The following is a 25,125-nucleotide window of genomic DNA, read 5'->3' on the forward strand; positions in this document are numbered from 1 at the left end:
CAACGCAATTCTTTAGCCGAGGCATTTGCCTCGGCTTTTTTATAGGAAAATTTATGTCAGATCTTACCCTACCCGTCACCGTAATTACTGCCACAGCATTGGCTGCTCTCTATCTTGCGCAAACCATAAGTGTGATCATCCAGCGACGCCGACAGCGGATTGCGCATGGCGATGCGGGTGACAAAACAATGATGAAACGCATTCGCGGCCACGCAAACACCAGCGAACAGGTGCCGCTGTTTTTGATTCTATTGGGATTGTTAGAACTACAATCTCCCCCCTACAAAGGCCTCTTATGCCTTGTTGCCAGCCTGATGGTGCTGGGGCGCATTTTACACGGGGTCTATTTTTTAGATATAGGCGCGCATTTTCGCTACCGCCAGTTTGGCATGCTGATGACGCTGTTGGCATATTTGGCCGCAATCCTTGCCCTTGCTTGTGCTATCCTGACATAAAAAAACCGCGCTCTAGGGCGCGGTTTTGAATTCAGTACCAAGAGGGCAGTCTACTTGATCTTGCCTTCTTTGTATTCAACGTGCTTGCGTACAACTGGGTCATATTTCTTTACGACCATTTTTTCTGTCATCGTACGTGAATTTTTCTTGGTCACATAAAAGTGGCCAGTGTCCGCAGTTGAATTAAGGCGGATTTTGATTGTTGTTGGCTTCGCCATAGGAACTCTCCATTCGGGGCACGGACCACCCGCGCGTAAACTTGAAACTGCCTTCTAAACGTTGCACGCACCAAGTCAAGCCAGAAACAAATGAATTCCCTGAAATTACGCACCCCTTTGGGGCGTGCCCTCTAAATAGAGGCGCATCTCATCCGTCAGAGGCATAGATTTGGTGGCGGTTTCATTCACCAGCACCATCTGTGTATCCCCACTGGTGCGCAATTCACCGTTTACAAACACGCCGTATTGGAAATCAAAACTGCTGTTGCCAATACGCGAACAACGAATGCCTGTAATATAGTCCTCACCAAACAACATCTGAGCGTGATATTCGATGCCCGCACGCCGCACCACAATCTTGTAGGGCGATTCCCCACCGAACAGTCCAAACCCCTGCACATAACAAACCCGCAGGTTTTCAAACCACGTATGATAGATTTTGTTGTTAACATGGTTATACGCATCCAAGTCGCTGTAGTGCACTGTGCCGGCCAATCCCATTGCCCAGCCCCCCTGCACGCCAGCCTCTGTAACCTGTGCGGCAGATAAAATCATAGTACACCTGCCGTGATCAAACCCTGGGCTATTTCTTGATACGCCCCCGCCACCGCGCTGTCGGTCGCCGCAATCGGTGTGCCACTGTCACCGGCCACGCGAATATCCAGCTCTAACGGGATTTCCCCAAGGAACGGCAAGCCAAGGCGCGCCGCATCATCGCGCGCGCCGCCATGGCCAAAGATATGCGCCTCGTGGCCACATTTCGGGCAATGATAGCTGGACATATTCTCGATCATCCCCAGCATCGGGGTTTTCACCCGCTCAAACATGTTCATCGCCTTGCGCGCATCCAACAACGCCACATCCTGCGGCGTAGACACGATAATCGCGCCATCTACCTTGGTCTTTTGCGCCAGCGTTAACTGCACATCCCCAGTGCCCGGCGGCAGATCAATTAATAAGACATCCAATTCGCCCCATTCCACCTGATTAAGCATCTGTTGCAACGCCCCCATCAGCATCGGCCCACGCCAAATAACCGCCTCGTCCTCTTGCATCATTAGTCCCAATGACATCATGGTCACACCATGCGCCTGTAGTGGGATAATCGTCTTGCCATCCGGGCTGGCGGGGCGTTTGGATACCCCCATCATGCGCGGCTGGCTAGGCCCATGGATATCTGCATCCAATAGCCCCACCCGCTTGCCCATCGCGGCCAAGGCCACGGCAAGGTTGCTGGACACGGTGGATTTCCCCACCCCACCCTTACCAGAGCCAATGGCAATGATTTTAGAAACACCGGCAATGGGCTGATTATCATCTTGGGGTTTCATATGCCCCCCAACCTTTAGGTTTGGCGGGGGCGCCTTGGGGGCCTCATGCGCGGTTAGAATTACACGGGCCTTGCTGACCCCATCCATCTCGGCCAACAATTTCTCTGCGGCTGCACGCACCGGTTCCATACGCGCGCCCAGCGCCGCAGGCACCTCGAGCACAAAGCTGACCTGCCCGCCCGTGATGGTAATTGCGCGTACCATATCCGCAGAAACGATGTCACTGCCATCGGGCAGTTGAATGCGCTTCAACTCATCTTGAATTTGTTGTGTAGTTATAGACATGACGCCCCGCGTTCAGTTAAACAGTTTCGAGCCAAATTTTACCAATTCCGCGCCGAGGGCAAGAGGGAACCACAGGTTGGATATTTTTACCACAGCCCTAAGCCTGATCACCAGCGCAGATGCGACGCTGTGGGGGATTGTCGGCCTGTCCTTTAAAATCAGCGGCGCGGCCACACTTTTGGCCGCACTGCTGGCAGTACCGCTGGGGGCGGCGCTGGCCATGGGGCGGTTTTGGGGGCGGCGGGGCATACTGGCCCTCTCGACGGCGCTTATGGCCCTGCCCCCCGTGGTGGTTGGACTGGCGATCTATCTGTTGCTGTCGCGCGCAGGGCCCTTGGGGCACTGGGGGCTATTGTTCACGCCCAGCGCCATGATCATCGCCCAGACGGTTCTAATCTTCCCGATTATACTGGCCCTAACCACCGAGGCCGTCACCCCCCTAGAGCAAAGCTACCGCCCACTGTTAGATTCTGTTGATGCGGGTTGGGTGTTTCGCCTGAAAACACTGATCATCGATGCGCGTTTCGCAATTTTTACTGCCCTATTGGCGGGATTTGGACGCGCCATTGCCGAGGTGGGCGCGGTGATCATCGTGGGGGGCAATATTGCGGGGTTAACACGGGTTATGACCACCACAATTGCACTCGAAACCTCTAAAGGTAATCTGGAATTGGCCTTAGCGCTGGGGATTGTGCTGATCCTGATGGCCTTGGCGGTAAATGCGATAATTCATTTGCTAAAATCCGCAGGCGAAAAGAACCAAAGGGCGCAAAGATGATCCTCTCACTCAAAACCGCAAGCTTTGCGGCGAATGGGAAAACCCTGCTGGGGCCGATTTCGCTGGATATCCCGATGGATGGCATCACAGTGGTTTTGGGGCCAAATGGTGCGGGTAAATCGCTGTTTCTGGAAATGTGCCATGGGTTAATCCCCCTCAGTATGGGCAGTCTGTGCTGGGATGGCATCCCGGCCAATCATGAAAAATCAAGCAGAGGCTATATTTTTCAGCATCGAATTACCCTGCGCCAATCGGTTGCCCGCAATATTGCCCTACCTTTGCGCGCGGCCAAATGGCCAAAGGCCAAACAAATTGCCCGCACCAAAGAACTGTTGTCCCTTACACAGCTTAGTGCCAAGGCCGATGAACCAGCGGTTGTTCTATCCGGCGGCGAGGCCCAGCGCATGGCATTGGCGCGCGCCATGGCCCACCACCCCAAAACAATTCTAATGGATGAACCCACCAGCAATCTAGATCCAAAGGCCACAGAAACCTTTGAAATGCTGATCCAAGACATTGCCGACAGTGGGGTGTCGTTTTTATGGGCGACCCACAATCTGGCACAGGCTAAACGCTTTGCCAAGCATGTGCTGTTTATCTCCGAGGGAAAAATTGTTGAATATGCCCCCGCAGATCAGTTTTTCAACACACCCATTCATCCCACTTGCCAAAATTTTTTAAGGCCACCTTTATGAAATCGCTGCTAACCTGCCTGTTGCTTCTTGCCACCCCCCTAAGCGCAGACAGCATAACCCTCGCCTCTACCACATCAACCCAGAATTCCGGGCTTTATGACTACCTTATCCCTCTGTTCACCAAGGATACGGGCATCGAGGTCAAAGTGATCGCCGTTGGCACAGGCCAAGCCCTGCGCATTGCACGTAATGGCGATGCGGATGTGTTGATGGTACACCACCGCCCGTCAGAAGACGCGTTTATGGCCCAAGGTTATGGCAGCGTTCGCTTTGATGTCATGTACAATGATTTCGTACTCGTCGGGCCACAAATGCCCCAAAAACCCAAGTCCTTGACCCGCTTCCTTCAGATAATGGCTCAGGATCAAACGCATCTGTTTATCTCTCGCGGTGATGACAGTGGCACCCATAAAAAGGAACGCGAGCTTTGGGCCCAAGCGCTAGACACCCCCCCCAGTGGCACATGGTACCGCGAGATCGGCGCAGGTATGGGCGCGGCTCTGAACATGGCCGCATCTGAAAATGCCTATACGCTATCGGATCGCGGCACTTGGCTATCTTTTGGCAACAAAGGCGATCTGGCCATTCGCTGGGCCGGTGATCCAGACCTGCGCAACCCCTATGGGTTGATATTGGTAAACCCAGACCGCTTCCCCCATATTAACGCACAGGCAGCGGCGGAATTTGCCAAATGGATTACCGCCCCCAGGGCACAGGCCGCTATCGAGGCCTTCCGTATCGAGGGCATGCAATTATTCTGCCCCCATACCCCGGTAAATGCCACCCAGAGCGCAAAAACATGTCCAGCGCAATGAAAGAGCTATGCGTAAAGCGCATAACGGCTTTGCATTAATTAATCTTCTATTAACACATCAACCACCCTAAATATAACCCAAGAGAAACAAATCTCTGCGCCACTCCTCCTCCCGGCGCGAAATTTGAACTGGCCAGCTTCCTCCTCCCTGAAGGTGGCCAAACAAGATAGACGGCGACACTTCATCCTCCTCCCTTGAAGTGTCGCCGTTTTAATTCCCCCCTCAAACACCGGCGATAAACCCCGCGCTTATTGCACCCCGTACAATACATCACTGTACTGTTGCTGCGTGCCTTTGCATGCACCAAATTAATGGCTAGATGGCCAAGCTATGCATCAGGCGCATTTCGGCATTGCAGAACTATCTGTTTAACGTCCACCCCAAGGATCCTAATTATAAGGTACGAAACCAAGGAGCCTTAGACATGGCATATATCACACAGAACCACGCAACTCCCAGCGTATTCGCTGGTATCATCTCAGCATTCAACGCGCTCAAAGCGCGCTATGAAGCAAACCGTGTTTACGCGAAAACAGTGTCTGAGCTAAGCGCCCTGACAGCTCGCGATTTGGCTGATCTCAATATCAACCGTGCCGACATCCGTCGCATTGCACGAGAAGCCGCCTACGGCGCATAAGACAGCCCATAACACGAAAAGGCGATGCATTCCTCCCATGCATCGCCTTTTTTGTATCTGCTGTTCCGATTTTATCGGCCAGTGGCATCCATCAATTTCTGCACCTCGTTGCGTGCATCGTCGGCGTTATCGTCAAAATCTCCTAAAATATTTGTATTCATCGCCGCCAAAACCATAATTAATGGCATCACGATCAATCCAGCAATCAGTACCTTGGTCATAACGCTCTCCTAAGCTCTATTGCGGCAAGTATACATCGGCCACTTATTTACACAAGTAATGCTATGCGCGATACCGTGTTAATCCGATAGCACTGCCTGCACAGCATGTATCCTGATATCCTCAGATGCTTTCTGGATTGCCAAACCCCATTTCAGAAAATAGCGTATTGATCTGCAAAAGGATCACCCATGCTGACAAATTCCGATATAACCCAGCTAACTCACCTACGCCGCAAATTGCACAAACACCCCGAAATATCGGGACAAGAGGCCGAAACCGCCAAAACAATCATCGCAGAGCTGCACCCCCTAGGCCCAAACGAGATTATCTCGGGGTTGGGCGGGCATGGGGTGGCCGCCATATTCGACAGCAAGATCCCCGGCCCTACGGTACTGTTTCGCGCAGAGTTGGATGCCCTGCCAATTCAGGAAATCTCTGCCAACCCTTGGAAATCCGAAATCGACGGGGCCGGCCATCTATGTGGACACGATGGGCATATGATGTTCCTGATGGGGCTGGGGCGTATTCTATCGCGCACCCCCGTGCAAACTGGGCGTGTCGTCCTAATGTTCCAACCGGCCGAAGAAGATGGCAGTGGCGCACGCGCCGTGGTCTCAGACCCCGCCTTTGACAGAATTCGCCCTGATTGGGCCTTTGCCATTCATAATGAACCCGGTCGCCCATGGGGCTATGTCTCTACCCGGGCGGGCCTTATTAATTGCGCCTCATTAGGGCTGGGAATAAAACTTATCGGCAAAACCGCCCACGCCGCGGATCCACAGGATGGGGTATCTCCGGCACTGGCAATTGCAGAGTTGATCCCCGCCCTCTCAAGCCTTGGAATAGGGGGCGACTTAGGCGATGATTTCCGTCTGGTAACCATTACGCATTGCCAAATCGGCGCACCCAGCTTTGGCATTGCGCCGGGGGATGGGGTTTTGTTCGCAACCCTGCGCACCCCACACGACGATGCGATGGATAAAATCACTGAGCAGGCCCGTGCGTTGGCCGCCAAGAGCGCCGCCAAACATGGGTTAGCGGTGGAATTCGAAATTCATGATCATTTCGCCGCGTCGATCAATGATGCCACGGCCACCCAAATTGCCTGTACAGCGCTAGATAAACTAGACATACCCAACGGTGACTTGGGGCTACCAATGCGCGCCTCAGAAGACTTTGGCGTTTTCGGCTGGGGCGCACGGGCGGCAATGCTGTGTTTGGGCCCTGGTGAAAATCATGCCGCACTGCACAATCCCGATTATGATTTTCCAGATGACCTGATTCCCATCGGCACCAGAATTTTCGAACAAATTGCGCGCGACATTCTAGACGATCCAGACTAGCCTGATACACAGACAATCTAATCTATCCGAATAAAACCCTCTGGTAGGCGCATCGCCCACAAGAGATGTAATCAGACACCCGCTAATCACGAAGAAAACATCGACGCCTAGGTAATGACCCTCGCGCTGTCAAAGAGTATTTTAATAGCCTAAACTATAAAACCACATTAGATGAAAAACGCATCTTTATGTCCTTAAGCCAGAGATATAGCCTATCAAAAGATGAAACAACCTTAAGATTTGTAGCAACTCTTAGTTTACGTGGTGAAAGCCCTCCTGTTTTTATCAAACCAAGCGGTTTTATACATACACTATACTACGATTTTCTCGATCCAAGCATAGAATACGTCTATGTTTCTTGGCTCCCTGACGGAACGATTTACCGAGTTTCTGTCGGGGGAACTCAAAGTGAAATTATTATTCATAGAAAATCAAAACTATTTTTAGAAAGTTAAAATCATGGGAACAATAACGCTTGCCACCAATGCCATCGCCGCGACAAACTTAAATTTTTCATCAGATGTGAACGATGATTTTTATGTCAATGATTAGCCATATCGGGATTTTAAATGGTGCGGCTGAGAAGACTCGAACTTCCACGGGTTTTACCCCACAGCGACCTCAACGCTGCGCGTCTACCATTCCGCCACAGCCGCACTAAGGTATCTGGCGTATAGCCAAGCAATTTTGGGATGTGAAGGGGTGATTTTGCATTTGATAGATTTCCCCCACTAGACCTACCCCACAGTTTATGAAATGACTGCAAAATGCTGAACTGGACACATGCCCCCGATATCGTTGCCTACCCTGATGCGGTGGATGCAATGGAAATCCATGTGGCCGATATGATCGCAGGCACGGCGGATGAAAAGGTCTGGTTACTAGAACACCCCCCCCTTTATACCGCAGGCACCAGCGCACAGGCGCAGGACTTGGTTGCACCAGATCGTTTTGATGTCTTCACATCAAAGCGCGGTGGCCAATACACCTATCATGGTCCCGGTCAACGTATTGCCTATACGATGCTCGATCTGAACAAACGCGGCAAAGATGTGCGCAAATTTGTACAAAGCCTAGAGGATTGGGTCATCCTGACCTTGGCCGAGTTTGGCGTTCAGGGCGAGCGCCGCGCGGGCCGAGTAGGCGTATGGGTGGTGCGCCATGACAAGCCGCTTACTGCCCTTGGCACCCCGCGCGAAGATAAAATCGCCGCCATTGGGGTGCGCCTGCGCAAATGGATCAGCTTTCACGGTATTTCCATCAACGTAGAACCAGACCTAGAACATTACAGCGGCATTGTCCCCTGTGGCATAAATGACCACGGCGTCACATCCTTGGTGGATCTGGGTTTGCCTGTCAGCATGACAGATGTAGATATGGCCCTGAAACAGTGCTTTACCAAAATCTTTGGGGATGAAATTTGAAACCGCCCAGAATTTTATACACCGGTCTTTATATTCTGGCCTTTGCGATATCCTTCATTGCGCTGGTGCTTAGCGCCACGTCCTATACATCGGCCCAAACCAGCGACGAAACCCACTATATCTACATTGCCTTTGGGGTGATCTTTGTCGCGCTGCTTGTTTTGCCAGGGCAGGATATTCCGCGCGGCATGACCAAATCCCTGTGGGTGCTTGCACTGTTTATCCTGCTGTCCATTCCCTTTGCGGTGTTGAAAAATGCGCTGGCAATCAATCGCATAGATGCGATTTTGATCTTTATGCGCGATCACGATCTGTCCGATGTCGCCAGCTTTGGCTGGGAAACGGTGTTTAAGCCCATCCGCACGTTTTTATTCCTTGGCTTCATCGCCTTTATCAGCGCCTATATCGTACAGCCCCGCAAAAAATATTTTAACGGTACCGTTCTTGGCTTGGTACTGCTGGGGGCTTGTACATCACCGCCAGTGAATTACCTGTGGGAAACCGCATTCCCATCAAAATTCAAATCCACCTTCGATCTAGCGGGCGAAATCGCAGGGCTGGATATCACAGCAAAGCCAGCGCATCAGCGCAATATGGTAATCTTCTACCTAGAAAGCATCGAGCAAAGCTACAAAACCCTGCCCCAAACCGCCAAGGCCTATCAACCGCTGGCCGATTTTGCCGATCAAAACACCCAATTCAGCGAACAGTTACAGGTCACAGGGGCCGATATCACCATTGCAGGTATCCTTGCCTCGCATTGCGGCGTGCCCTTTCTGACCAAGGTATCAAATCGCTATCGCTTTAAACAGACATCCAAAACCGAAGTGGCAGAGTTTATGCCCAGCGTTTGGTGCCTTGGCGATCAACTACAGGCAGATGGCTATACGCTCTCTTATATGAATGGGGCCAGTTTGCAGAAATTCTCGAAAGGTGCCTTTCTGCGCAGCCACGGCTATACCCGCGTAATGGGGCGCGAAACGCTGGATGAACAAGGCGTTGATTACCGCAAAAACTACTTCGGTGCCGATGATGAATTCTTGTTTCAGGCGCTGAAAACCGAATACGAGACGCTTAACGCCGCCGGCAAACCCTTTGTTCTCTCTATGCTAACGACCGCCACCCACAGCCCTGATGGGTTTTTTGATGCCACCTGCATGCCAGAGGATGATGTGGTGTCAAATATCCCCAAGGGCATATCCTGTAGCGTTGCGCGCACCCTTGCGGCCATCGCGCATATGCGCGCCCTGCCCGGGGGCGATGATACGATCTTCGTGGTGCTCAGCGACCACCTGTCCTACAAAAATACGCTCTACCCAGATCTGGGGAATATGGGCGATCAGCGCCGCAATATGCTGACCATTGCCGACGGCACAGCCGCGCGCCGTATCGCCAAAACCGGCACACATCTGGATATTTACCCCACACTATTGGAAACACTAGGCTATCAATTGCGCGACCATCGCGCCAATATGGGTATTTCATTGTTTTCAGACACCCCCACATTGATCGAACAACACGGCCAAGACAAAATAAACAAGCTGTTTCGCAACAATGCCGCCATGGCTGATTATTTGTGGCGCTAAGCTAGGGTAACATTATCTGACAACATCCCGACAAGAGCTTGATCTCATTGCCCCCCACACCAAGCAAATCAATTTGCAACGCATAGACACGATCAGACATGCCATCATAACAGGCCCGTTTCTCAAGCACCGCCCCCCAATTCGGCGAAGACAATCCATAGCGCAGGCTATGATTGGCTGATACGCTGTTTGATATCAAGGTCTCAACAGGCCGCTGCCCCTCGCTCATCGAAAACGTCACCTCAACACCATTGCTAAGCGACCAGTTCCAAAAGGGCTCTGTACCAAAACACGCAAGGTTCTGTGCGATACCCGATGGCGACAGCACGGGCGTTTCTACAGGCGTTAGATATCTACGTGCCACCCATGCGCTGCGCTCGCCCATAATGACCCGCGCCCATGCACCGGATGTATCCACGACCCCCACCTCGACAAATGTCCCTGCCGCCAGATCCCCGATGTCTTCTGATCGCGCATTCGGCTCTGCGCGCAAATTAAGATGATCCCCAGCGCTCAGCCCAGATACCTGCATAATAGTCGGCAAGGGAATGATTTGCTCGGCAGATACCGGCAACACGCCCATACACACCACCGCCGCCATCAGCTTGCGCCTAAGGGATTTATACATCTTTCGCTGCATTCTATGCTCCATCTGTATTACCAGCCGTCTCGGGCTAAATCGCCACACGATTGCGCCGCGCGGATAAACGATTCATGGTATCGATTTTCTATGCTTCAACTCAGTTTTATTGTGATAACACATAGCGTTGCAATCAACTTTGTTTCAGAAAACACATACTGGCAAAATTCTAAAGCTGTGTCATGATTTCAATCCCTCATCGCAATTACGCCGGTTCGCAATACCGCACAGCACCAGCCGATTTTGCCCGCCGACCAATAAGCCAAAGCCACCAACACCGCCAAAACACCCCATTTGACCTGCGACACGCAGTCCGAACTCCTTATTTATGGCGTTGAAACAGTTGTTCCCTGAAACGAAAGCCGTTAAGACGGCGCTGGATACATGCGAACCTTCGGGATTCGCACAATAATGACGTGTCAGGAGAGAACACATGGCAGACGCAGCCCATAACGACCACGCCACACCGGGTTTCTTCACCCGTTGGTTCAAGTCGACGAACCACAAGGATATTGGGATCCTTTACCTATTCACCGCCGGCCTTTTGGGGTTCGTATCGGTGTGTTTCACAGTGTATATGCGCCTAGAGCTTATGGAACCTGGCGTTCAATACATGTGTATGGAAAACCTAGACAAGGCTGCAAATGCCGCCGCGCTGGCCGCAGGTGAATGTACACCAAACGGTCACTTGTGGAACGTTCTGATCACAGGCCACGGCATCTTGATGATGTTCTTCGTGGTGATCCCCGCCCTGTTCGGTGGTTTCGGCAACTATTTCATGCCGCTGATGATTGGCGCGCCTGATATGGCCTTCCCACGTATGAACAACCTATCCTACTGGATGTATGTTTGTGGTTCTTCACTGGCTGTTTTGTCGCTCTTGGCCCCTGGTGGTAACGACCAAGCAGGTTCTGGTGTGGGCTGGGTGCTATATGCACCGCTATCAACACGAGAAGGCGGCATGTCTATGGATTTCGCGATCTTCGCGGTACACGTATCCGGTGCCTCTTCGATCCTTGGTGCGATTAACATCATCACCACATTCCTGAACATGCGCGCACCGGGCATGACGCTGCACAAAACACCTTTGTTTGCTTGGTCTATCTTCGTAACGGCCTTGTTGATCTTGTTGTCCTTGCCTGTTTTGGCAGGTGCGATCACCATGTTGCTAACCGACCGTAACTTCGGCACCACCTTCTTTGATCCTGCTGGCGGCGGCGACCCGATCCTATACCAACACTTGTTGTGGTTCTTTGGCCACCCAGAGGTGTATATGATCATCGTTCCTGGCTTTGGTATCATCTCACACGTGATCGCCACCTTCTCTAAAAAGCCGATCTTTGGCTACCTGCCGATGGTTTATGCGATGGTTGCAATTGGTGCGCTTGGCTTCGTTGTTTGGGCACACCACATGTACACGGTTGGTATGTCGCTCTCTCAGCAATCATACTTCATGCTGGCTACGATGGTTATCGCGGTACCAACAGGTATCAAAATCTTCTCTTGGATTGCCACAATGTGGGGCGGCTCAATTGAAATGAAAACGCCAATGCTGTGGGCCTTTGGGTTCTTGTTCTTGTTCACCGTTGGTGGTGTAACGGGTGTTGTATTGTCTCAGGCTGGTGTGGACCGCGCCTATCACGATACATACTACGTGGTTGCACACTTCCACTACGTGATGTCACTGGGTGCCGTATTCTGTATCTTTGCTGGTATCTACTACTGGATCGGCAAAATGTCTGGCCGCCAATACCCTGAATGGGCTGGTAAATTGCACTTCTGGATGATGTTCATCGGTGCCAATATCACCTTCTTCCCCCAGCACTTCTTGGGGCGTCAGGGCATGCCACGCCGCTATATCGACTACCCAGAGCAATATGCCTATTGGAACGAAATCTCGACCTACGGTGCCTTCCTATCGTTCGCCTCTTTCGTCTTCTTCATCGGCGTTGTGTTCTACACAATCAAGTTCGGTAAAAAGATTGAAGAAAACGCCTACTGGGGTGAGTACGCAGATACGCTAGAGTGGACACTGCCAAACCCACCACCAGAGCACACGTTCGAAATCCTGCCAAAACAGTCAGAGTGGGACAAACAACCCAGTCATTAGCGGGCATAGCCATTGATCAAAGGGCGGAACGAAAGTTCCGCCCTTTTTTGTTAGATATCCAAAATAGCCAATGATGCTAAATACGTATTTGGATCACTTCGAGGCTCTCAAATCGCATTCACAACTTATAGATGATCTGCCTACAGAATATCTATCCCATCGCATGTATATGAACATTGCCTTTTAGCGGATACCTGTCAGAGTGCAACTTTAACAATTACATTCTAAAGGCCCTCCTATGAAAAAGGCATACTACGAAGCATCTTTTCAGGAATTTTGTACCGAGAGTAACAGCAGTATTCTTGGCAAGTTAGCAAAACATCACCAACATGATTTAGACCATCTTCAGCGTAACGCTTGGATCACCCAGGTGGAGTATCTTCAGGCAGTTCTGATGAATTTTCCAGATGGCCATATCTTTTTCGAGTTTTCCATCCCCCGTATGGGAAAGCGAGCAGATTGCTTGGTTCTTCTGAACGGTGTCGTATTTGTATTAGAATTTAAGGTAGGCTCATCCAGTTTTGATCGTCACGCCATCGAACAGGTCGTTGATTATACTCTTGATCTTAAAAACTTCCATGGTGGGAGCCACAACGCGACCATCATCCCGGTGCTGATCGCGACCAATGCACCAGAGAATGTCATTGAAATAACGCTAGAACAGGACAACGTTGCAGCACCCGTATGCATAGGGAACTCTGGCCTAGGTTTCCTCTTTTCACAAGCATCCCAAATCCCTCGCCAGCAAAATGTTGAAATTGTCGCGTGGCGAAATTCGGGCTATCGCCCAACACCAACCATTATCGAAGCTGCGCAAGCACTCTATAAATCTCATAATGTAAATAACATCTCACGATCAGATGCTAGCGCGAAAAACTTGCAGGTCACCTCGGATCACATTGCTCAAATCATTGAACAATCCAAACTAAATGGTAAAAAATCGATATGCTTTGTCACCGGAGTACCCGGAGCGGGAAAAACACTTGCAGGCCTAAATATCGCGACAAGTCGGGCCGAGCGACATAAAAACGAGAACGCAGTCTTTCTGTCCGGAAATGGTCCACTAGTAGCCGTTCTGCGCGAAGCATTGGCACGCGACAAGGTTGAACAAGGCAAACTTAGCGGGGAAAAAATCAAAAAAGAGGATGCAAAACGACAGGTCAGTCAGTTTGTGCAAAACATCCACCACTTTCGCGATCAATACCTAAACGATACGGATAAACCATTTGAACACGTCGTTGTATTTGACGAGGCTCAACGCGCCTGGACAACAGAGCAAGCCTCTAAGTTTATGAAAAAGCGTGGCGTAAGTGATTTCAATCTATCAGAGCCAGAGTTTCTAATCGGGGTCATGAACAGACATACCCAATGGTGTACAATTGTCTGCCTTATAGGAGGCGGTCAGGAAATCAACACTGGTGAAGCAGGACTTGGCGAATGGTTGCATGCGTTAGAAACACGCTTTCCAGAGTGGGAGGTGCATGCATCGACTCTGTTGGAGGATCCGCATTATACAGTTTCCGACGATGCCAAGGAGCTTTTAAGCTCGACAAGAGTGTCAAAGCATAATGACCTACACCTTTCCGTATCCATTCGGTCGTTTCGCGCAGAGAGTCTTTCGTCTTTCGTATCAACGGTGTTGGACAATGATCCTTTGGCTGCATTGGAAATTATGACAACCCTGATAGATAGCTATCCGATTTTCTTGACACGTGATTTGGCCAACGCAAAAAATTGGCTGAAATCTAAGGCGCGCGGCAGTGAGAGAACCGGCCTAGTCGCCTCATCCGGCGCGCATCGCTTGCGGCCCGAAGGCATTCATATCAAATCAAAGATCGAACCCGAAAATTGGTTTCTAAATAACACCGAAGATGTACGTTCGTCTTATTACTTGGAAGGTGTCGCAACAGAATTCGACATTCAAGGACTGGAATTGGATTGGGTGGGAATGTGCTGGGATGCTGATCTACGGTATGTTGGCGACAATTGGAACTTCACTGCTTTTAAAGGGAGCAAATGGCAATCAGTCAATGTTCCGACAGGTCAACTTTACTTAATCAATGCCTATCGTGTTCTACTCACTCGAGCACGACAGGGCATGATTATTTTTGTACCGCATGGCGACGCGTTGGATAAAACCAGACCCCCAGAGTATTACGATGGAACCTACCGATACTTACGATCATGTGGCATTAAGGAACTCTAACTTACAGAGAAATTTGTTATAATAAGTGGGTTTTTACTTTTTCAGAACTCTCAAAATCGAGCATGTTTAAACCACTGAAAAGTCCATATTCCGCAAAAAGCTCAATCCGCGCCTATGTCCACGACAACGGATCTCAACCCAACAGCGCCTTAACAGCCCCGCCAGCCTTGCCAAAATCCATCTGGCCCGAATATTTCGCCTTTAGCGCGCCCATCACCTTGCCCATATCACGAATGCTATCCGCCCCGATCTCGCTGATGGCCTCTTTTACGGCATCATTCACCTCATCTGCGCTCAACTGCTTTGGCAGAAACTCTTCGATCACCTTGATCTCATTGTTTTCCCTACAGGCCAATTCCTCGCGCCCGGCGGATTGATAGACCTCGGCGCTGTCTTTGCGTTGCTTGATCATCTTGGCCAAAATGCTCAGAATCTCGCTATCATCCACACCTTCATCATTGCCGCTGGGGCGTAGGGCAATATCGCGATCCTTGATTGCCGCCATGATCAGCCGCAATGTAGACAGGCGCGTCGCCTCTTTGTCTCGCATGGCCTGTTTCATAGACGCATTGATTTTATCGCGCATTTTGCATTCTCCTGCATTGTCGCATTTCCAATTTTCGAACCTATCGAAAAACCAATTTGCACTCAACTGATTATCGCAAAGGCAAGAGATTGATAAATAAAGGAAACAAAAATGATCGCTGCTTGACCTTCCTAGACCCTAGGCGTATTTTCTGCCAAATTTCTAAATAGGATGAGTCTCCATGTGCCCTGCCCCCGCACCAGCAGAAAACCCTGAAAACCCCACCGCATGTATTGTTTTGGCCGATGGAACCACATTCTATGGTCGCGGATTTGGTGCACCCGGTGAAATCCAAGCAGAGCTGTGCTTTAACACGGCAATGACGGGTTACCAGGAAATCATGACCGACCCCTCCTACGCAGGTCAGGCCGTTACCTTCACCTTCCCCCATATCGGTAATACCGGCGTTACCCACGAAGATGACGAAACAGCAGACCCCGTCGCCCGTGCGATGGTGGTAAAATGGGATCCAACCGAGCCATCTAACTGGCGCTCCGAAGGCACATTAAACGCATGGTTGGAAAAAAATGGCCGTATTGGAGTCGGGGGCATTGATACCCGCCGCCTTACCCGAGCTATTCGTCAACAGGGCGCACCACATGTGGCAATCGCCTATAACAAAGAGGGCGTATTCGATCACGCAGCCCTTCTTAAATCCGCCCGCGATTTCTCTGGACTCGAGGGGCTAGACCTTGCCAAAGAGGTCACCTGTGCGCAATCCTACACATGGAACGAGCAACGCTGGGCATGGCCAGATGGCTTCCCAAAACGCTCAACTCCGGGCAAAAAGGTCGTCGCCATAGATTTCGGCGCCAAGCGCAATATCCTGCGCTGTCTGGCATCGGCAGGCTGTGATGTAACAGTATTGCCCGCCACGGCCACCGCCGCCGAGGTTCTGGCCCATAAGCCCCAAGGCATTTTCCTATCGAACGGCCCGGGCGACCCTGCGGCGACCGGCGAATATGCCGTACCGATGATCTCTGAAATCCTTGAGACTACCCAGTTGCCAATTTTTGGTATCTGCTTGGGGCACCAAATGCTGGCCCTTGCACTAGGTGCCAAGACCATAAAAATGAACCACGGCCACCACGGTGCCAACCACCCCGTGAAAGAAACGGCCACAGGCAAGGTCGAAATCACCTCGATGAACCACGGGTTTGCAGTAGATGCCCAAACCCTGCCCGAAGGTGTGATAGAAACCCATGTATCGCTGTTTGACGGATCAAATTGCGGCATTCGCCTTGCGGATCGCCCCGTATTTTCTGTGCAACACCACCCAGAGGCCTCACCAGGCCCACAAGACAGCTTCTACCTATTCGAGCGTTTCTCCGCCGCTATGGCGTAGGACACGTTCTATCATGGCTTGATTGCCGCCCGCATTCATGTTCTTCTGCAAAAGAAGCCGGATTTTTCGTTCGGCTTTTAACAGACGGCTGTGAATGCGCGACAATTATATTAAAATTTTGCCTGAATTGGGTTTAATAAACCTTTAATTTACCAATAAATAGAAAGACTGGTCCCTAGAAACCATTTAACCTTCGATTAACTGGTTACAAAGTACCTAAGAGACGAGGATGAAATGTCTAAGCACAAATGGATAGTATCGGTTGTACAGCATCTTTCGAACTATGCCGCTGAAGAGAAGCTTGAGAACTGGCAAGAAATTCTAGAATGCGCCAAGGCCGAGCTTTTGCATATTTCACCCAGCGCCACCCAAGAGCCAATCATCACCACATCCGAGGGGGCCGTGGATTATGACGAGCTAGCCCCGTTGGCGGCCTTGGACAAAGATTCTATGATCCACTAAAAATATATCAGCATTAAGATCGATTTAACTAAAATTCGATCAACTACACGTCAGCAAAGGCGTGTTATGTATCAATCTGTTTTTCCAAAGCTTACCCAAAAGGCCCCGAAAATAGAGGCCAAGCCGCGTCAACCCGCGCGTCTGGGCGATATTTTGGTCGAAAATGGGCAGATTGGCCCAAATACATTGGCCAAAGCCTTGGCCCTGCAAAACCATGAAGAGGCCCAGCTAGGCCAGATCCTGATGGTGAATAATGAAATCAACAGCGATGATCTTGGTTCTGCTTTGGCGCAACAACACCAAATGGCCTTTGAAAACATCGACACCCAGATCGATCCCGCCCTATACGCCTTGCCGTTTTCGGCCCGCGTGATGCTGGAACATTCATTTGTTCCCCTATCCCTGCGTAAAAATACTGTAGAAATTGCCACCTGCACACCACATTCAATCAACATGATCTGCGAGCTATGCGAGAAATTTGGCTTAACACCGCGCTTTGCGTTGGCCTCGCGCCCAAAAATACACAACCGCATCGCATCCCTTGCAGAACATGATCTTGCATGCCTTGCAGAAAATGCCTGCCCAGAAGAGCGAAGCTGTCGGCGATTTTTCTTGCTAGAGCGCCGATTAATGGCACTTGCCTGCATATTTGCCACCCTGTTCGCCTTCTTCGGGATTGGAATTTTACCCGAGGTCACATTCACCCTAATTCTGTTAATTTTTCTAGGAAATAGCCTGCTGAAATTCACCTGCCTCTTGGCCGCGCTACGTGCACCGCCGCCCCCTGTACCAGTGGCTAAATTCCCAAAGAAGCTAGAAAAAGTCAGTATTCTGGTACCCCTTCTGCACGAAAAAGAAATTGTAGGGCGGCTGATCCCAAGGCTGGAAAAAATCAACTATCCCAAAGAGTTGTTAGAAATATGCCTGATATGCGAGGCCAGTGACTCCATCACCCGTACCGCAATCGATCAGGCAACCCTGCCCCCGCACTTTCGCGTGATGGTCACCCCAAAAGGCAGCATAGAGACCAAGCCGCGGGCGTTGAATTATGCCATGGAATTCTGCAATGGCAGTATTATCGCCGTGTATGACGCCGAGGATGCCCCCGAAACAGACCAAGTGTTCAAAGCTGTAAAACACCTACAGCACTGCGATCCGCGTGTCGTTTGCGTACAGGCGCGCCTTGATTTTTTCAACCAGTCCACCAATTGGTTGTCACGCTGTTTCACCATCGAATATGCCATGTTGTTCCGCGTGGTTCTACGCGGGTTACAGCGGCTGGATATTCCGATCCCGTTGGGGGGGACGTCGATGTTTTTACGCAAATCAGCGCTGGATAGCCTAGGGCGCTGGGATGCGCATAATGTGACCGAGGATGCGGACTTGGGCATTCGGATTTACCGCGCGGGCCTACGTGTGGAATGCCTAGATTCAACCACCTACGAAGAGGCGAATTACCGCTTTATTCCATGGGTCAAGCAACGTTCCAGATGGCTAAAGGGGTTTTTCATGACATGGGTCACCCATATGCGCCGCCCGCTACAGCTGCACCGTGATCTGGGGCTCAAGGGCGCCATTGGGTTTCATATCCTGTTGCTTAATACCCTGCTGACATATCTGGCAATACCCTTTGCTCTGCCCTTATGGGTGCTGAGCTTTGGTGTTGATTTGCCCTTTGCACCAGACAGTTTGGACTGGTTCATCCCCTTGATGATTTTACTGTTCTTTTTGGGTGAACCAATGCTGTTTTTGGTGGGATATGTCGCCACTGATACGGCCAAGCACAAGTCCCTGCGCAGGGGACTATTTACCATGTTTGCCTATTGGCCACTGGCCAGTTTCGCAGCCTTCAAGGCGCTCTACGAAATCGCCTTTGCCCCCGCCTTTTGGGACAAGACCGAACATGGGCTGGTGGATGCGGAATATGCTGACGAGATTGCCAATTTAACCCCGGTAAAAGAGGATTCGGATGAATATGTGCAGGGGGTTTTGGATGTGCTGGCTCTCAAGAAAACCGGCACAATCAGCTGATCACACTCAACTCGCCGGCATCAATCTTAAGACGGGTTTCAAAAGCAAAGGACAGATGCGTCTTCAATGCATCGCGCGCAGATTCGCCATCCTTACGCTCAATCGCCTGCACAATCTCATAATGTTCGTTCAGCGCCGCCTCACCACGCCCATCCGCCGCCAAAGAGGTCGCCCCCAACAGGGCCATAGTGCGGTGCACCTGCTGTAGCTGTTTTATCAGGAAATTATTGTGGCTGGCCAGATGCAGCTGATTGTGAAACCGCCGATTAGACCGCGATAACGCATTGGGATCATCCACCAAGCGCCGATCGTTTTCGATCATATTGAACAAAACACGGATCTCTTCGGGGGCTGCATGTTGCGCCGCCAAAAAGGCCGCCAGCCCTTCCAGCTCGGCGCGCACGGTATACAGCTCGCCGATTTGATTATGATCCAACGTGGCCACCATCAATGAGCGCCCGTCCCGTTTAAGAAAGGACTGCGTTTCAAGCCGTTGTAGTGCCTCGCGAATTGGGGTGCGCGATACGCCAAAGCGATCCGCAAGCTCTGCCTCGACCAAGCGATCCCCCGGCTGATAGGCCCCTTCATCAATCGCCTCAATGATCAACTCATAGGCATCCTTTGCCTCGGTTTTCTTGATGACCATGTCTTCCCTCATTATTTTGGATGACATTAGCCAAGCCAAAGGAATTTGTCACCACCCTTGGACAGCGCTTTACCCTCCGCTGATTGCAGATTAACCTAGCCCCATGAAAACAAAATTTGCGCATATAGACACTTGGGTTTTTGACCTTGATCACACTCTCTATTCCAAAGAGGATTGCCTGTTCGACCAGATCGAGGATCTGATGGTTGCCTATATGAAGAAGGCGCTGAACATAGATGAAACCACGGCAAACCACCTGCGCAAACACTACTGGCAAACCTATGGCACCACCCTATCTGGGCTGATGGTGGAACATAATATCGCACCTGAACCCTTTCTGGCCGCCGTGCACGATATCGACCTCGGCGCTCTTAGTCCCGATCCCGCACTGGCCACCGCCATTAACGCCCTGCCCGGACGTAAAATCATCTATACAAACGGCGATAAGAATCACGCGGTTCGCGTTTTGGCCGCGCGGGGCCTTTCGCATTGTTTCGAGGATATATTCGGCATCGAACACGCCCAATACACCCCAAAACCTCAGCGTGATGCCTTTGAGATCATCTTTCAGCGCGCCGCCCTATCGCCCCAAAATGCCGCCATGTTCGAGGATGACCCCCGCAATCTGTTGGTACCCCATGAAATGGGCCTTAGCACGATTTTGGTAGATCAGATATCAACCCAACCCCACATCCACTATTGCACAGATCAGCTCACGCAGTTTTTGCACGCAACACAGGCCTAGATTATGCGGCGTAACACCACAGATATTGTTGTCTCAGGCGGGGGGATTGCCGGCATGGCCGCCGCCGCCGCCTTTGGTGGCGCGGGATTTCATGTGGTTTGCGTAGAACCACACCAGCCGATCAGCGACCCCAAAGATGCCCACGCCGATCTGCGCAGCACCGCATTCCTGCAACCCGCCCGCCATACGCTACAGCGCGCAGGCCTCTGGGATCAGTTGGCCCCTTTTGCCACTCCGATGAAAACCATGCGCTTGGCAGATGCTGGCGGCGAAACAAATACGCTGCGCGCAATTGCTGATTTTGAGGCCTCGGAAATATCTGATGATTTTTTTGCTTGGAACTTGCCCAATTGGCTGTTGCGCCGCGAAATGCATGCCCATTTAGAACGCCTAGAAACCGTCGAGTTCATCACCGGCCAGCGCACCCGCCGCCTGACCGCCCGCTCGGATCACGCCTTGGTGCAAATCGGAGAGCAACACTATAAATGCCAGCTGGTGATTGCCGCCGATGGTCGCGAATCCCCCCTGCGTAAAATGGCGGGAATTGGTGTAAAAACATGGCGTTACGGGCAAAAGGCACTGGCCTTTGCCGCTACACATGACGCCCCCCACGACAACATCTCGACCGAGATTCATCGCAGTGGCGGTCCCTTTACACTGGTGCCTCTGCCCGATCACCAAGGCCGCCCCTGTTCGGCCGTAATCTGGATGGAAACCGCGGCCAAGGCCAGCGATCTGTGGGCAATGGACACGGCTGATTTCAACAAGGCGTTGAATATACGCGCTTGTCAGGTGCTGGGCGAAATGCATCTGGTCTCTAGGCGTAATATCTGGCCGATTATTTCGCAAAAGGCCGATCATCTAACCAGTGCGCGCCTTGCCTTGGTCGCCGAGGCCGCCCATGTGGTGCCCCCCATCGGCGCACAGGGGCTGAACATGAGCCTTGCGGATATCGACTGCCTGCTGAACCTTGCGCAGGAAAACCCAGATGCATTGGGCACGCCCCAGCATTTGGATGCCTATGAAAAAGCCCGCGCACAGGATATTGCGATGCGCGTGCGCGGCGTAGATGCCTTGAACCGCGCAGCAATGTTTCAAAGCCCGACCCTACGCGACCTGCGCCTACAGGGGCTGAAATCATTGCATGGGTTTGCCCCCCTGCGCAAAAGTATAATGCGCAAGGGCTTAGGCTAGCTAAACCTGATCCAGAATACGCGTCAGGCGCCCAACAGTAGAATTCACATCATACAACTTTTCCAAGCCAAACAACCCGATGCGGAACGATGAGTAATCCTCTGGCTCGTCACATCGCAGCGGCACCCCAGCCGCGATTTGCACGCCAAGGGCTGCAAACTTTGACCCATTTTGAAAGGCAGGGTCGCTGGTATAGCTGACAACCACCCCCGGTGCCTCGAACCCAGCCCCCGCGACAGATTTAAACCCCCGCTCGGCCAACACCGCGCGAACCGCCTTGCCCAAATCCCACTGAGCCTGCTTCAGTTCACCATAACCAAAATCTCGCATCTCTAACACGGTGTCACGGAAATCGCGCAATGAATCGGTGGGCATGGTGGCGTGATAGGCATGGCCGCCATCAGTATAGGCACGCATAATTCCCGCCCATGTTTTCAGGTTGGCGGCAAAACTGTCGCTCTCGGTTTCCGCCATCTGTGCCTCGGCGCGCTCGTTTAGCATCACCAATCCAGCACAGGGCGATGCAGACCAACCCTTCTGCGGGGCAGAGATCAATACATCCACATTGCAGGCCTGCATATCCACCCAGATACAACCAGATGCAATGCAATCCAGAACAAACAGCCCCCCATAGCTGCGCACCGCCGCACCGATGGCTTCCAGATAGGCATCGGGCAGGATAATTCCGCTGGCGGTTTCTACGTGGGGGGCAAAAAACACATCTGGCTTCTTGTCCAGAATCTCGGCCACCACATCCTCGATAGGCAAAGGACGAAAGGCAGATTCGGTGTGATTGTCACTGCGCCGCGCCTTTAACACCTGAGCATCGGCGGTAAAATCCCCAGTTTCAAAAATCTGTGTCCAGCGAAAGGAGAACCAACCGTTCCGCAAAACCATCACTGATTTGTTCCGGCTAAATTGGCGGGCGACGGCCTCCATCGCGAATGTGCCCCCCCCGGGAACAATGGCACAGGAACTGGCGTTATAAACATGGCACAGTTGTTCAGAAATATCGCGCATCACCTTTTGAAATTGCGCGCTCATGTGATTGAGAGATCGATCCGTGAACACCACTGAAAATTCCAACAACCCATCTGGGTCTACATCTGGTAATAGGGCTTTCATCTTCCCTCCTCGTTGTTCAATTTTGGGCTACAGTTAACATTAAAAGCCACAATCCACCTAACAGTTTATAATGCCTCTAAATCGCAAGTTTTCGATGCTCGTCCGAGAGCAACACATTTGCTTCTACATCGCCAACGCCGGGCAATGTCATCACACGGCGACGCAAAACCCTCTCGAAATCACTTATGTCTCGGGCAACCACCTTTAGGCGGTAATCATAAAGCCCCAGAACATGCTGTATCAACTGAACCTCGGGGATGGCGGCAGCGGCGCGTTCGAAATCCTCGAGCGCCACACGCCCCTTGGTCGCCAGCTTTATCCCAAGAAATACGGTCACATCGAAGCCCAGCTTCTTGGCATCCAGCACCACGCGGCGCCCGCGCAGCACGCCGCCCTCTTCTAATCGTTTTATCCGCCGCCACGTAGCGGGCTGTGACAGTCCGACCTTCTTGCCCAGATCAGATGCGCGCGCAGCGCCATTGTGCTGTAGCCCCCGCAGGATCGCGCGGTCGATATCATCAAGGGCAATCATATGGGTAACGCCTGTCTATCCATCACTGTTGAAACCAGCATCAAGGCTTCGATATCGCTGATATGGGGCAGTGCCAGAATTTTGTCGCGGTAGATCTGTTGATAATGTGCCATGTCGCGGGCCAAAACATTCAACCGAACATCAACACGGCCCAAAAAGGTCTGGATTTCATTCACTTCTGCGATGTCGCGCGCGGCCGCAATAAAGCCATCAAAAGCATCGGTGCGGGTTTTATCCAAGGTGACGCGCAACGAGACCTCGACCTCATAGCCCAAGGCCTTGGCATCTAGCACTGCTTCGTGGGCGGCGATGATGCCCTCTTGTTCTAGCCGCTCGATACGGCGCCAACAGGAGGCAGAGGCGATTCCTATTTCATCAGAGAGCTGAGCAGCAGAGCGCGTTGCGTCTGCCTGTAGCGCCCTTAGTATTTTCATGTCAGTATTATCAAGATTATGCATGATAATTTCATAAACTATAATCTGGTGCATGTATATTTCTAAATTACGGGGAATTCCCGCGCTATTCACATGCATCCCCATGGGGAATGGGGTAAGGTATGCGCAACATGACATAGGAGAAAATCATGCGTGTATATTATGATCGCGATTGCGACGTTAACCTGATCAAAGACCTGAAGGTCGCAATTTTGGGCTATGGCTCACAGGGGCACGCCCATGCGCTAAACCTGCGCGATTCTGGCGCCAAGAACGTTGTTGTAGCCCTGCGCGAGGGTTCTGCATCTATTAAGAAAGCCGAAGGCGAAGGCCTAAAGACCATGGGCATCGCAGAAGCTGCTGCATGGTGTGATGTGATCATGTTCACAATGCCCGACGAGCTACAGGCCGAAACCTATAAGAAATACGTTCACGATAACCTAAAAGACGGCGCGGCAATTGCCTTTGCCCACGGTTTGAACGTGCACTTTGGTCTGATTGAGCCAAAGCCTGGTGTGGATGTGATCATGATGGCGCCTAAGGGCCCGGGCCACACCGTACGCGGCGAATACACCAAGGGCGGCGGCGTTCCTTGCCTTGTAGCTGTTGATCAAGATGCCTCTGGCAATGCTTTGGAAATCGGTAAATCCTATTGTTCTGCCATCGGTGGCGGCCGTTCAGGCATTATCGAGACCAACTTCCGTGAAGAGTGTGAGACCGACCTGTTCGGCGAGCAAGCGGTTCTGTGTGGTGGTTTGGTAGAGCTGATCCGCTGTGGTTTCGAAACACTGGTTGAGGCGGGTTACGCCCCAGAGATGGCCTACTTCGAATGCCTACACGAGGTGAAGCTGATCGTTGATCTGATCTATGAAGGCGGCATCGCAAACATGGATTACTCGATCTCTAACACCGCTGAGTTCGGCCAATATGTGACCGGCCCGCGCATCCTGAATTACGACGAAACCAAAGCGCGTATGAAAGATGTACTGTCTGACATCCAGACCGGTAAATTCGTGCGTGATTTCATGTTGGAAAACCAAGTTGGCCAACCAACAATCAAGGCCTCTCGTCGTGCAAATGACGAGCACCTGATTGAAGAAACTGGTGCTAAATTGCGCCGCATGATGCCATGGATTTCTGATGGCAAAATGGTGGATAAAGAGCGCAACTAATCCAGCGCCTATCGATTTAAAACCGCCTGCCCTTGCAGGCGGTTTTTTTATGCGCACTCCTCCCCATGGGGAAGTTTCCCCTTGCGCGGGATTTCTGCTCTTGTAGCA

At 51.6% G+C, this 25,125-nt stretch carries 26 protein-coding genes and 1 tRNA gene; 16 read left to right on the forward strand and 11 right to left on the reverse strand.

The annotated features are described in order from the left end of the window. The first annotated feature begins 53 nt into the window (after positions 1-53). Positions 54-455: an MAPEG family protein gene (locus QQL62_RS04200; RefSeq protein WP_284376362.1), complete on the forward strand. Its 402-nt coding sequence runs from the start codon at positions 54-56 to the stop codon at positions 453-455. Positions 456-505: 50 nt separating this feature from the next. Here the strand turns inward: QQL62_RS04200 and rpmG are convergent, their stop codons facing one another. From rpmG to QQL62_RS04215, 3 genes are all read right to left on the reverse strand, one after another. Then, the gene (gene rpmG, locus QQL62_RS04205; protein WP_284376363.1) at positions 506-673 is read right to left on the reverse strand and encodes a 50S ribosomal protein L33; all 168 of its coding nucleotides are present in this window, start codon (positions 671-673) and stop codon (positions 506-508) included. Between the two features lie 105 nt (positions 674-778). After that, on the reverse strand, positions 779-1,228 hold the full coding sequence (locus QQL62_RS04210) for an acyl-CoA thioesterase (RefSeq protein WP_284376365.1): 450 nt from the start codon (positions 1,226-1,228) through the stop codon (positions 779-781). Next, positions 1,225-2,289: an Mrp/NBP35 family ATP-binding protein gene (locus QQL62_RS04215; protein ID WP_284376366.1), complete on the reverse strand. Its 1,065-nt coding sequence runs from the start codon at positions 2,287-2,289 to the stop codon at positions 1,225-1,227. The genes QQL62_RS04210 and QQL62_RS04215 overlap by 4 nt, the downstream gene beginning before the upstream one ends. Positions 2,290-2,365: 76 nt before the next feature. On the opposite strand from QQL62_RS04215, the gene QQL62_RS04220 reads away from it, so the two are divergent. The 4 genes from QQL62_RS04220 (at position 2,366) to QQL62_RS04235 (ending at position 5,214) form a co-directional block, all read left to right on the forward strand. Then, on the forward strand, positions 2,366-3,067 hold the full coding sequence (locus tag QQL62_RS04220; RefSeq protein ID WP_284376367.1) for an ABC transporter permease: 702 nt from the start codon (positions 2,366-2,368) through the stop codon (positions 3,065-3,067). After that, positions 3,064-3,762 carry an ATP-binding cassette domain-containing protein gene (locus QQL62_RS04225; protein ID WP_284376368.1) on the forward strand — a complete coding sequence of 233 codons (699 nt, stop codon included), beginning with the start codon at positions 3,064-3,066 and terminating at the stop codon, positions 3,760-3,762. Before QQL62_RS04220 ends, QQL62_RS04225 begins: the two co-directional genes overlap by 4 nt. Then, positions 3,759-4,577, forward strand: a complete 819-nt coding sequence (locus QQL62_RS04230; RefSeq protein ID WP_284376369.1) for an ABC transporter substrate-binding protein — start codon at positions 3,759-3,761, stop codon at positions 4,575-4,577. Before QQL62_RS04225 ends, QQL62_RS04230 begins: the two co-directional genes overlap by 4 nt. A 424-nt stretch (positions 4,578-5,001) precedes the next feature. After that, positions 5,002-5,214, forward strand: a complete 213-nt coding sequence (locus QQL62_RS04235; protein ID WP_284376370.1) for a DUF1127 domain-containing protein — start codon at positions 5,002-5,004, stop codon at positions 5,212-5,214. A gap of 71 nt (positions 5,215-5,285) precedes the next feature. Here QQL62_RS04235 and QQL62_RS04240 read toward each other — a convergent pair whose 3' ends face one another. Then, the gene (locus QQL62_RS04240) at positions 5,286-5,435 is read right to left on the reverse strand and encodes a hypothetical protein (RefSeq protein ID WP_284376371.1); all 150 of its coding nucleotides are present in this window, start codon (positions 5,433-5,435) and stop codon (positions 5,286-5,288) included. A 189-nt stretch (positions 5,436-5,624) separates the two neighbouring features. On the opposite strand from QQL62_RS04240, the gene QQL62_RS04245 reads away from it, so the two are divergent. Further along, a complete protein-coding gene (locus tag QQL62_RS04245; RefSeq protein WP_284376372.1) occupies positions 5,625-6,779 on the forward strand; it encodes an amidohydrolase in 1,155 nt (384 codons plus the stop codon). Between the two features lie 570 nt (positions 6,780-7,349). Here the strand turns inward: QQL62_RS04245 and QQL62_RS04250 are convergent. Continuing rightward, a tRNA-Leu gene (locus QQL62_RS04250) sits at positions 7,350-7,435 on the reverse strand. A gap of 111 nt (positions 7,436-7,546) precedes the next feature. Here QQL62_RS04250 and lipB point away from each other — a divergent pair. Continuing rightward, on the forward strand, positions 7,547-8,203 hold the full coding sequence (gene lipB, locus QQL62_RS04255; RefSeq protein ID WP_284376373.1) for a lipoyl(octanoyl) transferase LipB: 657 nt from the start codon (positions 7,547-7,549) through the stop codon (positions 8,201-8,203). After that, the gene (locus QQL62_RS04260) at positions 8,200-9,789 is read left to right on the forward strand and encodes a sulfatase-like hydrolase/transferase (protein WP_284376374.1); all 1,590 of its coding nucleotides are present in this window, start codon (positions 8,200-8,202) and stop codon (positions 9,787-9,789) included. The genes lipB and QQL62_RS04260 overlap by 4 nt, the downstream gene beginning before the upstream one ends. 1 nt (position 9,790) lies before the next feature. On the opposite strand, the gene QQL62_RS04265 is transcribed toward QQL62_RS04260, so the two are convergent. Next, a complete protein-coding gene (locus QQL62_RS04265) occupies positions 9,791-10,429 on the reverse strand; it encodes an SH3 domain-containing protein (RefSeq protein ID WP_284376376.1) in 639 nt (212 codons plus the stop codon). A 433-nt stretch (positions 10,430-10,862) separates the two neighbouring features. Between QQL62_RS04265 and QQL62_RS04270 the strand changes: the two genes are divergently transcribed. Beyond that, complete coding sequence (locus QQL62_RS04270) at positions 10,863-12,539, forward strand: cytochrome c oxidase subunit I (protein ID WP_284376378.1); 1,677 nt, start codon at positions 10,863-10,865, stop codon at positions 12,537-12,539. A 238-nt stretch (positions 12,540-12,777) separates the two neighbouring features. After that, positions 12,778-14,745 (forward strand): DUF2075 domain-containing protein, encoded by a 1,968-nt coding sequence (locus QQL62_RS04275; protein ID WP_284376379.1) that lies wholly within the window; start codon positions 12,778-12,780, stop codon positions 14,743-14,745. Positions 14,746-14,878: 133 nt separating this feature from the next. On the opposite strand, the gene QQL62_RS04280 is transcribed toward QQL62_RS04275, so the two are convergent. Continuing rightward, on the reverse strand, positions 14,879-15,331 hold the full coding sequence (locus QQL62_RS04280) for a GatB/YqeY domain-containing protein (RefSeq protein WP_284376382.1): 453 nt from the start codon (positions 15,329-15,331) through the stop codon (positions 14,879-14,881). A gap of 181 nt (positions 15,332-15,512) precedes the next feature. Here QQL62_RS04280 and carA point away from each other — a divergent pair, with 181 nt between their 5' ends. The 3 genes from carA to QQL62_RS04295 all read left to right on the forward strand — a co-directional run bounded on the left by carA (position 15,513) and on the right by QQL62_RS04295 (position 19,169). After that, positions 15,513-16,676 (forward strand): glutamine-hydrolyzing carbamoyl-phosphate synthase small subunit, encoded by a 1,164-nt coding sequence (gene carA, locus QQL62_RS04285; protein WP_284376384.1) that lies wholly within the window; start codon positions 15,513-15,515, stop codon positions 16,674-16,676. Positions 16,677-16,910: 234 nt separating this feature from the next. Beyond that, positions 16,911-17,138 (forward strand): hypothetical protein, encoded by a 228-nt coding sequence (locus QQL62_RS04290; protein WP_284376386.1) that lies wholly within the window; start codon positions 16,911-16,913, stop codon positions 17,136-17,138. 66 nt (positions 17,139-17,204) lie between these two features. Beyond that, positions 17,205-19,169, forward strand: coding sequence for a glycosyltransferase family 2 protein (locus QQL62_RS04295; protein WP_284376389.1), 1,965 nt, complete (start codon positions 17,205-17,207; stop codon positions 19,167-19,169). Here QQL62_RS04295 and QQL62_RS04300 read toward each other — a convergent pair. Next, positions 19,162-19,815, reverse strand: a complete 654-nt coding sequence (locus QQL62_RS04300) for a GntR family transcriptional regulator (protein WP_284376391.1) — start codon at positions 19,813-19,815, stop codon at positions 19,162-19,164. The two genes, QQL62_RS04295 and QQL62_RS04300, sit on opposite strands and share 8 nt — an antisense overlap. Positions 19,816-19,918: 103 nt before the next feature. On the opposite strand from QQL62_RS04300, the gene QQL62_RS04305 reads away from it, so the two are divergent. Beyond that, the gene (locus QQL62_RS04305; protein WP_284376393.1) at positions 19,919-20,560 is read left to right on the forward strand and encodes a pyrimidine 5'-nucleotidase; all 642 of its coding nucleotides are present in this window, start codon (positions 19,919-19,921) and stop codon (positions 20,558-20,560) included. 3 nt (positions 20,561-20,563) lie between these two features. Continuing rightward, on the forward strand, positions 20,564-21,754 hold the full coding sequence (locus QQL62_RS04310; protein WP_284376396.1) for an FAD-dependent monooxygenase: 1,191 nt from the start codon (positions 20,564-20,566) through the stop codon (positions 21,752-21,754). Here QQL62_RS04310 and QQL62_RS04315 read toward each other — a convergent pair whose 3' ends face one another. From QQL62_RS04315 to QQL62_RS04325, 3 genes are all read right to left on the reverse strand, one after another. Continuing rightward, entirely contained in the window at positions 21,755-22,879 is a 1,125-nt protein-coding gene (locus tag QQL62_RS04315) for an aminotransferase class V-fold PLP-dependent enzyme (protein ID WP_284376398.1), read from the reverse strand. It lies immediately after the preceding gene. A 76-nt stretch (positions 22,880-22,955) separates the two neighbouring features. Further along, the gene (locus QQL62_RS04320) at positions 22,956-23,411 is read right to left on the reverse strand and encodes an Lrp/AsnC family transcriptional regulator (RefSeq protein WP_284376400.1); all 456 of its coding nucleotides are present in this window, start codon (positions 23,409-23,411) and stop codon (positions 22,956-22,958) included. After that, positions 23,408-23,899, reverse strand: coding sequence for an Lrp/AsnC family transcriptional regulator (locus QQL62_RS04325; protein WP_284376403.1), 492 nt, complete (start codon positions 23,897-23,899; stop codon positions 23,408-23,410). The genes QQL62_RS04320 and QQL62_RS04325 overlap by 4 nt, the downstream gene beginning before the upstream one ends. Positions 23,900-23,994: 95 nt before the next feature. Here QQL62_RS04325 and ilvC point away from each other — a divergent pair, with 95 nt between their 5' ends. Then, the gene (gene ilvC / locus QQL62_RS04330; protein WP_284376405.1) at positions 23,995-25,017 is read left to right on the forward strand and encodes a ketol-acid reductoisomerase; all 1,023 of its coding nucleotides are present in this window, start codon (positions 23,995-23,997) and stop codon (positions 25,015-25,017) included. Positions 25,018-25,125 lie beyond the last annotated feature (108 nt).

Origin of the sequence: Amylibacter marinus, from assembly GCF_030160015.1 — a bacterium.
Taxonomy (GTDB): Bacteria; Pseudomonadota; Alphaproteobacteria; order Rhodobacterales; family Rhodobacteraceae; genus Amylibacter; species Amylibacter marinus.